This window comes from Enterococcus cecorum DSM 20682 = ATCC 43198, from assembly GCF_000407565.1.
Taxonomy (GTDB): Bacteria; Bacillota; Bacilli; order Lactobacillales; family Enterococcaceae; genus Enterococcus_E; species Enterococcus_E cecorum.
Genome location: NZ_ASWI01000004.1, coordinates 149,980 through 163,692, shown reverse-complemented (window position 1 = coordinate 163,692; position 13,713 = coordinate 149,980). Strand labels below are relative to the sequence as shown.

Below are 13,713 nucleotides of genomic sequence, written 5' to 3'. Positions count from 1 at the left end.
TCAAAATGCGTTTTACAAATAAAAAAAATCCTTAAACATTCGACCAATTTCGGCCAAATGCTTAAGGATAATAATCATTTGCTTAAATTTGTTCTAAGGCTTGCGTTAAATCTTCAATTAAGTCTTCTACATTTTCGATACCCACGGAGATACGAATGGTTTCTGGTTGGATACCTGCTGCTTTCAAGTCTTCTTCATTTAATTGGGAGTGGGTGGTAGAAGCTGGATGGATAATTAATGATTTTGCATCGCCCACATTTGCTAATAATGAGAAGATTTTCGTTGAACCACATAGTTTTTGACTGGCTTCTTTACCGGCTTTTAGTCCAAATGAAAAGACTGAGCTCGTACCTTTGGGGAAATATTTTTGTGCCAAATCATAATATGGGCTACTCTTTAAGGTTGGATAATGAACCCAAGCAACTTTTGGATGATTTTCTAAAAACTCAGCGATTCGTTGCGCATTTTCGACATGACGTTCCATTCTTAGTGATAACGTTTCGATACCTAGTAGTAAAGTCCAAGCATTAAATGGTGAAATCGCTGCGCCAAAGTCACGTAATAAAATCGTTCTAGCACGGGTGATATAAGCGGCATTTCCGGCTGCTTGCGTCCAAGAAACACCATGGTAACTAGGATCTGGATCGACTAATTTCTCAAATTTGCCATTCGTCCAGTCAAAGTTTCCAGAATCAACGATCGCCCCACCTAAGGAAACGCCATGACCACCAATATATTTAGTAGTGGAGTAAACGGTAATATCTGCGCCATGTTCAAATGGTCTAAATAGATAAGGTGTTGCAAAAGTATTATCCACAATTAATGGAATCCCTGCTTCATGCGCAATTTGACTTAACGCTTCCACATCTAACACATTGATATCTGGATTACCAAGTGATTCGATAAATAAAGCTTTTGTATTTTCTTGAATGGCAGCTTTCACTTCATCAAGATTTTCAGCATTGACAAAAGTAGTAGTAATGCCAAATTCAGGTAAGGTATTGGCAAATAAGTTATAGGTCCCACCATAAAGGGTACTTGCTGATACGACATGATCGCCACTACTAGCAATATTTTGAATCGCATAGCTAATTGCACTTGAGCCTGATGCTGTGGCTAATGCGCCCACACCACCTTCTAATAAAGCAAGTCGTTCTTCTAAAATACTAGTCGTTGGGTTCGTAATTCGCGTATAAATATTTCCGCCTTCTTCTAAAGCAAAGCGGGCAGCGGCTTGTTGTGCATTTTCAAATACATAAGAAGTTGTTTGATAAATCGGCACGGCCCGACTTCCGGTTTCTTTATCGACGGTATGTCCTCCGTGTAATTGAATGGTTTCGAAGCGTTGTGTCATGAAAATTCCTCCAAAAATGTAAATTTACTAAAAACTATTAGAATTTGATTAAATCATAGCACAACGATTCAAAATGTCAACGCAATATCTAGTATCTATAGTTTCTTTCTATCACGACAAGCTTGGATAAATTTCTGTGCCAATTGTTTACTTACGGTTGATTGATACATATGCTCCGGATGCCACTGAACGGCCCAAACGAAAAGATAATCCGGATGATAAACGGCTTCTATTAAGCCATCTGTTGCCTGAGCCATCGCGACTAAATCAGGTGCTAAGTCTTTTATCGCTTGATGATGGCGGCTATTGACACTTAATTCTCCTGTTTGCAACAACTCATATAAAGGCGTATCGGCATAAAGGGTCACTTGATGGATGCCTTGATCATATGGTTTTGGCATACTATGCACCAAATCAGTTGCAAATTGCGTTGGAATATCTTGATACAATGAGCCGCCAAAATACACATTTAAAATTTGTAAGCCGCGGCAAATCCCGAAAATAGGTTTGTCTGTTTTTAAAAATAACTTTATTAGCGAAATTTCCATCTTGTCGCGTATTTCACATAACACTTGGCATTCGGGACGTTTTTCTTCCCCATAAAGTGTGGGATTGACATCATGGCCACCAGTTAAAAGTAAACCATCTAGCTGCTCATATAATTGATTGAGGGTTGCTTCATCCGCAGTCAAAGGTAAAACGACTGGAATCCCGCCTGCTTGCTCAATTAATTTTTGATACTCGGGTAACATCCAAATACTTTCTAACTTTTCATCATATAAAGGAATTAGTCCAATGAAAGGGCGCATTACAATCACATCCTGTAAAATTTTGCCTTCATTCTACTCTATTCTCTTTGCTTTGTCTACGGCTATGGTTAATGAGCAACCATCTCTTGGGCAATTTCATGCGCTGATAGTTGGCTTGGGTAATAAGTCGGCCAGTTTTCTAATTCATTTAGTAAGGCTTCTTGAGACTCGTTACCAAAATATAAGTGGAAATGGCCAGCTTTTTGTGGTGAAATAGCATGATCACTAAACTGTAAATATTTAAAGGCTTTGGTTTGTGGATCTGTGGCTTCAAAAAGATATCTGACGCCCCGATTGCCTGCCTCGTAGTTTAAGACTTTATACCCCACATAGCGATAGTCACTGCTTTGTTTACTGCCATCATCAAACGTAAAAGTGAAAGTATCTCCTTGAATCTCTATTTGTTTGACATTCGTACGATATCCTTTTTCATAATAAGCACGGTAATCTTCTGCCGTTTTTTTCGGATTTAATTTGGCTTTGTAATGAAATACTTGATCTAATTCACCTTTAGCGACTAATGGATAGACAGACTGCCAGGTACCTTGCCAGTCTTTTAAGCTACGATTTTTGATTTGTTCATCATTAAAGTAACCATTATAAACAGTTTTTGGTTTTGACTGCGTATTTTCTTGTTTCGTGGATGGTTGCTTACTACCAGCTTTCACCAAAGCTTGCAAGTTTTGGCGCATCACGGTTAGATAGTTTTCGCCTTTTTTAATTTGTGAATTAGTCAGTCCTTCTAATGGATTTAAGACCGCTAACTTCACATTAGCTTCTTTGGCTAAGGTACGGGCAATTTTATCCTGGGCATTTTCTTCAAAAAAGATCGTTTGGACTTCATATTGTTTTACCAGTTTTTTCAGTTCAGCTAATTTGCTTGCACTAGGCTCTTCTTCTGGGTTGATGCCTGCAATGGGAATTTGTTTTAATCCATATTCAACAGCTAAATATTGAAAAGCACTATGCTGGGTCACAAAATGTTTTTGCGGTAATTGACCCAGTTGTTTTTGATATTCTTGATCTAATTGCGTTAATTTAGCTAAATATTTTTGACTATTGGTTGCAAACTTTTTCTGCAGTTTTGGATATTGTTTGCTTAATTCTTTGGTAATGGTTTGTACTTGCTTTTTGGCTAGGCTAGGAGCTAACCAAACATGCGGATCAAATTCATGATGGTGTCCGTCTGCACCATGATCATGCTCTTCTTCATCACCACCAGGTAATAAAACCATATCCTTAGTAGACTGGATAAAATTCACTTTATCATCCGTTAAACTAGACTTTACTTTTCCCACCCAAGTTTCCATATTTGGATCATCATAGACCATTGTTTGGCTTTGTTGTATTTTGGCAATATCTTTGGCAGATGGTTCAAAATCATGTGGTTCCGTTCCTGCTGGAATCAGTAATTCTACATTTGCTTTATCGCCTACAATTTCCTTGGTAAACTCATACACAGGATAAATAGTTGTCATAATGGTTGGTTTTTTACTATTTGATTCAGGTTGTTTTTGACAAGCTGTTAATAAGATGCTCGCACAAGCAACACATAATAATAAAACTTTCTTTTTCATCATATTCCTCATTTCTTTTTATAAATCGTAACTGTTACGTTTTATAAATTAACAAAAATTTTCGGTCCTGTCAATAGCCTGTTTGAAATATTTTTCCTCTTCATTTTATTGGATAAAAAAAGAAGCCTCTTTTTGTAGAGACTTCATCATAGTTAAAAGAATAGGCCTAGCAATAAACAAAGCGCATATGCACCATTAAAGACTATTAAGTTTTTTATGGAAATACTAAAGGTTTCACGCTTAATTTGCTTTTTCGAAAATTGGATTAGATTTTCACGAATGATGGGAAAAACAGCCCAAATCAAAAGAATCGTCCAATGATATAGCCCCAAAAATAAACCAATCGTCAACGTAATAAAACATAAATACATTAAAATATTAAATAGGAAAACCCCATTTTGACGACCAATATAATAAGGCAAAGTATAGCGATGATTTTCAATATCTTGGTCTAAATCACATAAATTATTGGCTAACATAATATTAGCAATCGTACAAATCATCGGAATGGACGCCCAAATCACGGCTAGCACAGTCCAAAGATTACCAGTTAAGGCAAAGTGCCCTGATTTTAGGCTTAATTGTAACCAGAGGACTTTGCTTTGATAAATATTGATGTAAATCACCATCGCAAAAATACCTAAGCCCATGGTCACCCCACTAAACAACTCACCTAAAGGCATACGAGAAAGTGGCACCGGACCAAAAGTATAAAACACTCCAATGAAGCAACACAGGCAACCCATCACCAAAAGTAGCCAACCTGTTTTATAAGAAAGATACATTCCTACTAAAAAAGCGATAAAAATGAAACCAAAAATGATTTGTTGAACCAATTTTTCTGGAATATGTTCACGACCAACAACATTTTCCGTATATTTATATTCCTCAGATTTTGCTTTTCTGAAATCCATATAATTATTAATCGCTGTGGTCGCCATATCAAAACATAGCATACCAATAAAAAAGATAACGGTGTTGCCTACATGAAATTCATTAAAGTAACTTAACGTAAATAGTACACCGATAACAAAAGGCGTTAAACTAGCCAATTTTGTTTTAATTTCGACCAAATCCAAAAAAGTTTTTACAGACATTTTTTTCCTCGATTCTATTTATTTAGCCATTGTATAGCCGGATTCCTTATTTAGCTCAAAGGATGGCACACCTTTACTTAAATAGATTTTATCATCTTTAGTGACGAAAATCGCTTCGACTCCTTTTTGCTTATTCACAAATTTCAAGCCTTTTTGAACACCCATTGAAAAGACTGCTGTAGATAAGCCATCGCCATCAATCGAATATTTCGTAATAATCGTTACACCCGCAATATCATTATCAAACGGATAGCCAGTTTTAGGGTTGAATAAATGATGATATTTCACCCCATCGACTTCAAGATAACGTTCATAAATACCGGATGTAACCAAAGTTTGATTACTTGCTAAGACTGATCCAACTGTCACATTACGTGCTTGGTTAGGATCTTGAATACCCACCGTCCAAGGGGTATCTTTCCCACGCGGACTCTTCCCTAAGACGTAGACATTTCCCCCTAAGTCAACAATCGCTGTAGTCACACCATGTTTTTTCAATAATTTCACGACTTCATCAGCAATAAAACCTTTAGCAATCGCACCAAGATCAAGTGCCATGCCTTTTTCTTCCAAGTAGATTGTTTGTTTTTGGTCATTTAACTTGACTTTTTTGTAGTCTACTAATTTGAGTGCTGCATCAATTTCTGCCTGACTTGGTTTTCTAGCATCAGGAAAGCCGATATGCCATAACTGCGTAATCGGCCCAATCGCCATATCAAAACCACCATGAGATTCTTCACTGATTTGATACGCTTTTTTCGCCAAACGATAGACATCACTTGTGACTTTCACTGGTTTAATGCCTGCTTGAGCGTTGACTTCATCAATTTCTGAGCCTTTTTGATTAACAGTCACTTTATCTCCCAAGCTCTTTACTTTTTTAAAGGCCAGGGGTAATACATCTTCTTTACCATCATCATAAATTCGGATATTGACATATGTACCGATTAAAAATTGATTATCCGAATAAGGTGTTTCATTGATTTTAGGTGCAGCTGCTTGTTTTTGACAGCCCGCAAGCAAGATAGTCCCTAAGACCATCACTAGCATTATGATTCTATTTTTCATAAAGTTCTCCTTACTCATTTTCTATGCCTTTTTATCATAGCGCAGAAAGTTTGTTTAGCCAATAAATTTTTTCCTTAGAGACTTATTATTTAACTCTATTAAAGACAAAAGTTATATATTTCTAGCTAGTTATATTAAATAAAAAAAGATGGAGCGATGATTAAACACCGTTCCATCTCGTGTAATCTTATGAAACAAAATTATTCAGTGACGATGTTGTCCACTTCAATTTTAGCAGTATCGCCTTTTTGAGCAGCGTTGATTAATTGAGCTGCATAAATCTTGAAGCTGTCAGAACTGTGAGTAGCACCAGTAACTACTTCCACTTTATCCACTGAAGGGTCTTCTCCGTTCATCGCTTTTACTAATTCTTCATTCAATTGAGGAATGTAAGTCTTAGGAGCTGTACCTGTTTTTTCTTGCATTGATTTGTTATATTCTTCATCATCTTGTTTAGATTTACCGTCTTTATTAATGTAATCATAATTAGATTCGGTTAATTTACCATCTTTAACAGTGATTGAGAATACAACTCGGTAGTTATGAGAATAGTTCTTTTCTTCTAAAGTATAAGTACCGTCTTTCAAAGCAGCACCGTTGTCGATTTCGATTGTATCAGTTTTACCAGCTTGAGCAGCTTGGATTAATTGTTGTGCATAGTTCATAAAGCTTTCTGATGAATTAGTGGCTCCAGTTACAACAGCTACATTAGCATTTTGTCCTTCAACTAATTCTTTATTTAATTGAGGAATATAAGTTTCTGGGTCAGTGCCAGTTTTAGCTTTCATATTTTTATTGTAATCAGCGTCTTTTGTTTTAGATTCGCCTTTTTCATTTACACTGTCATAGCTAGATTCAGTAATTTTGCCATCTTTAACTGTGATAGAAAATACTGTACGGTAACCATGTTCATAGTTCTTTTCTTCAAGTTTGTATGTACCGTCTTTAAGATCTGCTCCAGCCACTTTTTTGGTTTCTTTAGCTTCTTCTTTTGAGCTAGATGATTTTGCCACACTTGATGAAGACGCAGTTGAAGATGAAGCTGTGTCTTTCTTGTCGTTACCACCACAAGCTGCTAACAATAAGGTAGATAAAGCTAGCGTTGTGAAACCTGTTAAAATTTTCTTCATTTTCATTGCAAAGTTCCCCTTTACTACTTTTTTCACAAACGAAATTGTGAAATCGTTTGTTTACATTCTTATTCTATAACATTAATCGAATTTGTCAACCGCTAGCATTGCTATTTTTCTAAATTCTTTTACTTTTCACAGAATTCTAATCGTCTTATTCAAAATCTGTGAAAAAACAGTTCAGAGGTTAGACAAATTTTATAAATTCTTATATAATCCTGAGTTTTACAGTTATTTAATTATAAAACGCCCCTAATGCTTGATACATAAGCTTTTAGGGGCGTTTCTTACTTTATTCTATTTTCGTACTTTTTTCTGAGTTAACCACTCTAGAAAATTTTTTTATATATTTTTGCGATAATATCTTTCTAGCCACTTGGAATCCAAAAATATCCATCAATTCATCAACTAAATCAGTTCGGTCAAAAGCAGGAGTATAGTTTGAACCTTCAAGATAAACGATATTCATTTGACGTAAGGTTGTAATGATTTGCTCTGGACTATATTTTTCTGACAAATAATGTTTTTCAAGAATTCTATAAACAAGAAGAGCGATAAAGCAGGTTAATAGATGCCCGTTGATTGATTCTTCTTTTCTAACATACATAGGTCTGGTTCGAAATTCACTTTTCATAATTCGAAAACTTTCTTCGATTTCCCATCTTTGACGGTTAGCTTGAATGATGATACCGATATTTTTATCTTCTAAATCAGTCGTCACTACGTAGAATCCATCTAACTTTGCTTCATTTTTAATTTTTTCTGTATCTAATTGAATGACCTTGTTAGAGGCGATTTCTCCATCCTCAGTAGTTGTGGTCGTTTTTATATAATAGCTAGGCTGTCTTTGATTTTTACGATCTAACTTGCTTGGATTTTCAATAAATTTAAGAGCACGATCAATTTTTTTCTGACGAATATGTTCGTGATAAGCTTTCTGACGAAAGCTGAACGATACAATATAACGTTCTTCAAGAGAATATTTATCTTTGGCTACGTCAGATTTTTTTGTTGTCTTTTCCCATCTTTCTTTGTAAAAAATCAAATCATAAACATTTCGTTCCGTACCGTCAATATTTATTTTATAATGTTTCAAATCAGTTTCGGCATTTTCTGCGGCGTTCATGATATCCTGTAAATTGAATTTCTCTCTAGAGCCGCTAATTCTCCAACCTGAAGGATCAATAGCCCATTCCTGTAGTGATTTTTTTAATTTCTTGATAGGTTGTGTCACAATATAGGCATGATTGTTTTTCATGTTATTATACACTTTATTTTCCCAACCATTTAATCCAGCATCCGCAACGACAATGAACTTTTTCAACTGAAAATCTTCTTCAATTTTTTGTTCTAATTTGCGTAACGTAGGCTGCTCATTCATATTCCCTGCGAAAGCATAGTCCGCTAAAGGTATCCCATTACCATCCATAAACAACCCATATTGAACAATTGGATTGGGACGATGTTCTTTGCTAAAACCATATAATCTAAATTCATCTGGTTCTTCTGTTTCAAAGTAAAAATTTGTACAATCGTAGTATAAAACATTAGTATTGCGCGGATATAATTTTGTAGATCCTTGATATAATGCATTTTCAATCGTATATCGTTCTTGATACAAAATATGAAGTGCCCGATACACATCTTCCAATTGATAAGTAGATTGATGTAAAAAACGTTTTTTGTATTCAAAGGTTGCGCGTTTTGAACAAGGTTCAATAATACGTGTACAAACTAAATCACATAAGATATCAAAAAGATTAAATTGTATTTTGTATCGAGTTTGAATTTCTTGACATATACGCTTTAGCCCTAGAGAACAAAGAATATCCTTGATATACAAATATCCAACATTGTAAATTCTGGTTTCATCTTTTTCTATTAAATCCTTTTGAGCAACTTCAATAAGCATTTTACCATTTTCTGCCTTCAGTTGTTGTTTTCGCTCTTCGATATAATCTTTCAAATGATTGACAACTACTTCTCTGTCTGTAGTTTGATATTTTTCCATCAATGAATTTAAAGAACCTAGAGCCTCCACAACAAATGTAGAGCGTTTATTGGTTTCAGGATGAGTATAATCATCAATAATTGAAAACGACTCTGAATATTTAGATTTTGTTGATTTTAAACGCATTCCCATAGTAATCACCCAACTCTATTATACCATAAAGTACGAAAAAGTACGAGTGTAAAATTGAAAAAATTTGACAAAAAAATAGCTTTATACCAAGGCATAGAGCGAAAATATTTCAATTCAACTGTAAAACTCCCGCTACTTTTTTCACAAACGAAATTGTGAAATCGTTTGTTTACATTCTTATTCTATAACATTAATCGAATTTGTCAACCGCTAGCATTGCTATTTTTCTAAATTCTTTTACTTTTCACAGAATTCTAATCGTCTTATTCAAAATCTGTGAAAAAACAGTTCAGAGGTTAGACAAATTTTATAAATTCTTATATAATGTAGTAGATTATGCAATGATCAATTTATACTATTATTATTCAAGGAGCGAATTTACTTATGGCAAAAGAAAAAATAATTGTTATAGGTGCCGGTTATTCTGGTGTAGCTGCTACAAAGCTTTTATCTAAAAAGCTAAAAGGTACAGACACACAAATCACTTTAATCGATCGTCATTCTTACCATACAATGATGACTGAATTGCATGAAGTGGCTGGTGGTCGTGTAGAACCTACAGCTATCCAATACGACCTACAACGTTTATTCTGCCACAACAAAAATGTTGAAATTGTGACAGATACTGTTACTGGTATCGACAAAGAAAACAAAGTTGTTCAAACAAAAATGGGAGAATATCCATTTGACTACTTAATCATCGGTATGGGTGGCGAACCAAACGATTTTGGTACACCTGGTGTTAAAGAAAACGGTTTTACACTTTGGTCATTTGAAGATGCTTTGAAGATCAGAAAACACATTGAAGAAATTGTTGAAAAAGCTGCTATTGAACCAGATGCTGAGAAACGTAAAGCAATGTTAACTTTCGTAGTCTGTGGTTCTGGTTTTACCGGTATTGAAATGGTCGGTGAATTAATGGACTGGCGTGATCGCTTAGCTAAAGACTTCAAGTTAAGCAAAGATGATTTCACACTTAAAGTTGTTGAAGCAATGCCAACTATCTTAAACATGTTAGACCGTGGTGGTGCGGCTAAAGCTGAACGCTACATGAAAAAACATGGTGTTGAAATCTTAACTGAGTCACCAATCGTTGAAGTAGCTAAAGATCATATCGTCTTAAAAGATGGTAGCACTATCCCAACACATACTTTAATCTGGACTGCTGGAGTTAAAGCGACTTCTGATGCAGCTGACTTCGGTATTGAAAAAGCGCGTGCCAACCGTTTAGTAGCAAACCAATACATGCAAGCAAAAGGCTACGAAGATAAAAACATCTATATTATCGGGGACTTAGTTTACTATGAAGAAACTCCTGGTAAACCAACACCTCAAATCGTACAAGCAGCTGAACAAACTGCGCACTGTGCGGCAGAAAATGTTATCGCATCCATTAAAGGTGGCGAAAAACACCCATTTAAGAGTAACTACCAAGGCTTCATGGTTTCAATCGGTTCTCGTTACGGGGTAGCTAACCTATTTGGTAAAATCAAATTATCTGGCTTCTTTGCAATGTTTATGAAACACGTTGTGAACTTGAAATACTTCTTTGATATTCGTTCTGGATATTATATGTTCCAATATATCATGCATGAATTCTTCCATATCAAGGATGAAAGAAATATTATGCGTGGTCATTCATCACGTTATGGTAATGTTTTATGGAGCGTACCATTACGTATTTTCTACGGATTCATGTGGTTAATCGAATCTATGAAGAAAGTCTTAGGTGATAATGGTCATTTATTCCAACCAAGTACATGGTTTGGTGAAGGTTCATGGTTTACTGATCACATTGTCTTCCCATTCCCATGGCTGCAAGAACAAGCTGCAACAACTGGTGCCTCAGCTGCTGCAGGAGGATCTGGTGCTGCTGAAGCGACAAGTGCTGCGAGTGGCGCTGCTGCAAGCGGTGGTGGTGAAGCTGCGACTCAAGCTGCTCACTTTGGATTTAGTTATGCTTACGGCGAACAACCAATGCAAGTGTTAGATCACATGCCAAAATGGTTCGAAAGTATCATGAAATTTATGATGCCTAATAAAGAAGTTGCTTTATTCTTCCAAAAATTCATGACAATTGTGGAAATTGGTATTGCTTTAGCCTTAATCGTCGGTCTATTCACTTGGTTAGCGAGTGCGACAACCATAGCCTTAGTCGTGGCCTTCTGTCTATCAGGTATGTTCTTCTGGGTAAATATTTGGTTTATTCCAGTTGCTATTGCCTTGATGAACGGTTCTGGTCGTGCCTTTGGTCTTGATCACTGGGTAGTTCCTTGGTTACAACGTAAACTAGGGCACTGGTGGTATGGCGATGTCAAATCAAGATACTAAGCACTAAAAGATAAATCTTTTTAGGAAAACTGAGACAAGCTGTTTCAGTTTTCCTTCTGTTTAATAGACGAATTAAATGCTTAGTTCGCCTATTAAACAGATGATTAAAGGAGATATTTTGTGGATTTCAAAACATTTTTCAAAAAGAGTCGCATGAAGCGTTGGGATTTTATCATCCTTATTAGTTTGGTGATTCTCTCTTTTATTCCGATTCTCATTTTTAGTATCTATCAATCTAAAATCAATAAAGTCACCTATCAAGCCATCGTCAAAGTAGATGGAAAACAAGTCAAGACTTTTGATTTAAGTGAAAATGGACAACACTACACCTATCGTTATGAAGATAAGGATGGAGATTATAATATTATTGAAGTGAATCGTAATCAAATACGGATGAAAGAAGCCAATTGCGGCGATCAAATCTGTGTTAAGCGTGGCTGGATTAAAAAACCGGGGGAAACCATCGTCTGTTTACCTCATAAATTAGTCATCGAAATCCAGTCCTCAGATGGGAGTGAATCTGGTAGCGTCATTTATTAGCTGCTTTTACTTATGGTACAATCAAAACTAAAAACGATGGTCTATATCTCTTTACTTGTGGCTCAAGCTTTAGTGATTGGACTCATTGAAAATATGATTCCCTATCCTTTTGGTTTTGCACCAGGAGCGAAAATGGGCCTGGCCAATCTCATTACGATTATCGCTATTTTTACCTTATCCAAACGCGAAACGATCACATTGATTAGCTTAAGACTTTGCTTATCAACCTTACTTGGTGGTACAGTTTCAACATTTCTATATAGCTTTTCTGGGGCGGTGCTCAGTTATATCGGTATGATGCTGGTCAAATCTCTTGGGCCAAAACGAGTCAGTATTATTGGTATTAGCGCCACAGGAGGTTTTATGCATAATGTAGGCCAACTTGTAACAGCCTCCCTTATTGCACAATCCTGGACCGTCATGCTCTATCTACCAGTGCTTTCCTTTTTAGGGATTCTTTCAGGGATTGCTATCGGGGTCTGTGCCAACTATTTATTTATGCATGTGCGTACCTTGCAAAGATTTCAGATGGAGCGCGATCGACAAACACAACAAAATTGGGCAAGTCAATTACTTGGAAAGGATTTGATTTAGATGAAATTACATCCCATGTGGCAAAATTATCCACAATTAGTTCCTGAATTAAATCAGACCATTGAACTGATGGAACAATCCGTGAAATTAAAAAATAAAGCTGTCGAAAAAGCAGTATTAGATATGATTCATTCTGGCGGTAAACTATTAAGACCGGCTTATCAACTACTTTTTTCACAATTTGGGGAAGACCAAGATCGTAAAAAAGCCATTTGTCTTGCTGCAGCCATCGAAATGCTACATACTGCGACTCTCATCCATGACGATATTATTGATGAAGCTGATATCCGTCGCAAACTGCCAACTATTCGCAAACAATTTGATAATTCGACTGCTGTCTATGCTGGAGATTACCTTCTGATTAGTTGTTTTAAATTATTAGCTGACTATACCCAATCCATGCGTAGTTTACAGTTAAATTCGCGCAGTATGGAAAAAATTCTTGATGGTGAGCTAGGTCAAATGAATGATCGCTATCAAATTGATGTCACGATTGATGATTATTTAGAAAATATTTCTGGAAAAACAGCTGAACTTTTTGCCCTAAGCTGTGGAATTGGTGCTTTAGAAAGTGGTTGTAGTGAAGCTTTCAGTAAAAAATGTAGCGAAATTGGGCTAAATATTGGCTTAGCTTTCCAAATTATTGATGATATTTTAGACTATACGAAAACGCCTGAAGGAATTGGCAAACCTGTTTTAGAAGATGTGCGTCAAGGGGTTTATTCCTTGCCTTTAATCTATGCGCTAAAGGAAAATAAACAAGCATTATTGCCTTATTTAAGCAAAAAAGAAGCTATGTCGCATGAAGATGCCCAAGCGGTTTTTGATATTGTCCATCAAACAAGCGCCATTCAAAAAGCTCAAGATTTGGCCGCTAAATATACCAATAAAGCACTAAAAGGTATTGCAAAGCTACCTGATAATCAAGTACAAACCAAAGAAAATTTAGCGCGTCTAACTAAGGCTATTTTAATGCGTGAAAATTAAGTAAAAAAAGCCAGGCCTCTCTGTATGGTGAAAGGCCTGGCTTTTTTGTGCTCGTGGCTGATTGAGTCGATTTACAACCTTTT

11 protein-coding genes are annotated in these 13,713 nt (G+C 36.0%); 4 read left to right on the top strand and 7 right to left on the bottom strand.

Annotated elements, in window-relative coordinates; translation table 11 throughout:
- Positions 1 to 82: 82 nt before the first annotated feature.
- The 7 genes from I567_RS06690 to I567_RS06660 form a co-directional block, all read right to left on the bottom strand.
- A complete protein-coding gene (locus tag I567_RS06690) occupies positions 83 to 1,354 on the bottom strand; it encodes an O-acetylhomoserine aminocarboxypropyltransferase/cysteine synthase family protein (RefSeq protein ID WP_016251489.1) in 1,272 nt (423 codons plus the stop codon).
- Positions 1,355 to 1,449: 95 nt separating this feature from the next.
- Positions 1,450 to 2,163 (bottom strand): gamma-glutamyl-gamma-aminobutyrate hydrolase family protein, encoded by a 714-nt coding sequence (locus I567_RS06685; RefSeq protein ID WP_016251488.1) that lies wholly within the window; start codon positions 2,161 to 2,163, stop codon positions 1,450 to 1,452.
- A gap of 68 nt (positions 2,164 to 2,231) precedes the next feature.
- Entirely contained in the window at positions 2,232 to 3,740 is a 1,509-nt protein-coding gene (locus I567_RS06680; RefSeq protein WP_016251487.1) for a zinc ABC transporter substrate-binding protein AdcA, read from the bottom strand.
- Positions 3,741 to 3,892: 152 nt separating this feature from the next.
- Positions 3,893 to 4,837 carry a 1,4-dihydroxy-2-naphthoate polyprenyltransferase gene (gene menA / locus I567_RS06675; protein WP_016251486.1) on the bottom strand — a complete coding sequence of 315 codons (945 nt, stop codon included), beginning with the start codon at positions 4,835 to 4,837 and terminating at the stop codon, positions 3,893 to 3,895.
- Between the two features lie 18 nt (positions 4,838 to 4,855).
- On the bottom strand, positions 4,856 to 5,887 hold the full coding sequence (locus I567_RS06670; protein WP_370684658.1) for an FAD:protein FMN transferase: 1,032 nt from the start codon (positions 5,885 to 5,887) through the stop codon (positions 4,856 to 4,858).
- A 218-nt stretch (positions 5,888 to 6,105) separates the two neighbouring features.
- Positions 6,106 to 7,041: an extracellular electron transfer flavoprotein PplA gene (gene pplA, locus I567_RS06665; RefSeq protein WP_016251484.1), complete on the bottom strand. Its 936-nt coding sequence runs from the start codon at positions 7,039 to 7,041 to the stop codon at positions 6,106 to 6,108.
- Between the two features lie 286 nt (positions 7,042 to 7,327).
- Complete coding sequence (locus tag I567_RS06660; protein ID WP_016250616.1) at positions 7,328 to 9,178, bottom strand: IS1634 family transposase; 1,851 nt, start codon at positions 9,176 to 9,178, stop codon at positions 7,328 to 7,330.
- Positions 9,179 to 9,562: 384 nt separating this feature from the next.
- Between I567_RS06660 and I567_RS06655 the strand changes: the two genes are divergently transcribed.
- The 4 genes from I567_RS06655 (at position 9,563) to I567_RS06640 (ending at position 13,630) form a co-directional block, all read left to right on the top strand.
- Complete coding sequence (locus tag I567_RS06655) at positions 9,563 to 11,509, top strand: NAD(P)/FAD-dependent oxidoreductase (RefSeq protein ID WP_016251483.1); 1,947 nt, start codon at positions 9,563 to 9,565, stop codon at positions 11,507 to 11,509.
- 120 nt (positions 11,510 to 11,629) lie between these two features.
- A complete protein-coding gene (locus tag I567_RS06650; protein WP_016251482.1) occupies positions 11,630 to 12,049 on the top strand; it encodes a NusG domain II-containing protein in 420 nt (139 codons plus the stop codon).
- Positions 12,050 to 12,061: 12 nt separating this feature from the next.
- The gene (locus tag I567_RS06645) at positions 12,062 to 12,643 is read left to right on the top strand and encodes a Gx transporter family protein (RefSeq protein ID WP_016251481.1); all 582 of its coding nucleotides are present in this window, start codon (positions 12,062 to 12,064) and stop codon (positions 12,641 to 12,643) included.
- A complete protein-coding gene (locus tag I567_RS06640; RefSeq protein ID WP_016251480.1) occupies positions 12,644 to 13,630 on the top strand; it encodes a polyprenyl synthetase family protein in 987 nt (328 codons plus the stop codon).
- The last annotated feature ends 83 nt before the right edge of the window (positions 13,631 to 13,713 follow it).

Excerpts from the sequence above, each read along its gene's own strand:
- I567_RS06655 (WP_016251483.1), top strand. The coding sequence starts at position 9,563 with ATGGCAAAAGAAAAAATAATTGTTATAGGTGCCGGTTATTCTGGTGTA.
- I567_RS06660 (WP_016250616.1), bottom strand. The coding sequence starts at position 9,178 with ATGGGAATGCGTTTAAAATCAACAAAATCTAAATATTCAGAGTCGTTT.
- I567_RS06685 (WP_016251488.1), bottom strand. The coding sequence starts at position 2,163 with ATGCGCCCTTTCATTGGACTAATTCCTTTATATGATGAAAAGTTAGAA.
- I567_RS06645 (WP_016251481.1), top strand. The coding sequence starts at position 12,062 with ATGGTACAATCAAAACTAAAAACGATGGTCTATATCTCTTTACTTGTG.
- I567_RS06670 (WP_370684658.1), bottom strand. The coding sequence starts at position 5,887 with ATGCTAGTGATGGTCTTAGGGACTATCTTGCTTGCGGGCTGTCAAAAA.
- I567_RS06640 (WP_016251480.1), top strand. The coding sequence starts at position 12,644 with ATGAAATTACATCCCATGTGGCAAAATTATCCACAATTAGTTCCTGAA.
- menA (WP_016251486.1), bottom strand. The coding sequence starts at position 4,837 with ATGTCTGTAAAAACTTTTTTGGATTTGGTCGAAATTAAAACAAAATTG.
- pplA (WP_016251484.1), bottom strand. The coding sequence starts at position 7,041 with ATGAAAATGAAGAAAATTTTAACAGGTTTCACAACGCTAGCTTTATCT.
- I567_RS06690 (WP_016251489.1), bottom strand. The coding sequence starts at position 1,354 with ATGACACAACGCTTCGAAACCATTCAATTACACGGAGGACATACCGTC.
- I567_RS06680 (WP_016251487.1), bottom strand. The coding sequence starts at position 3,740 with ATGAAAAAGAAAGTTTTATTATTATGTGTTGCTTGTGCGAGCATCTTA.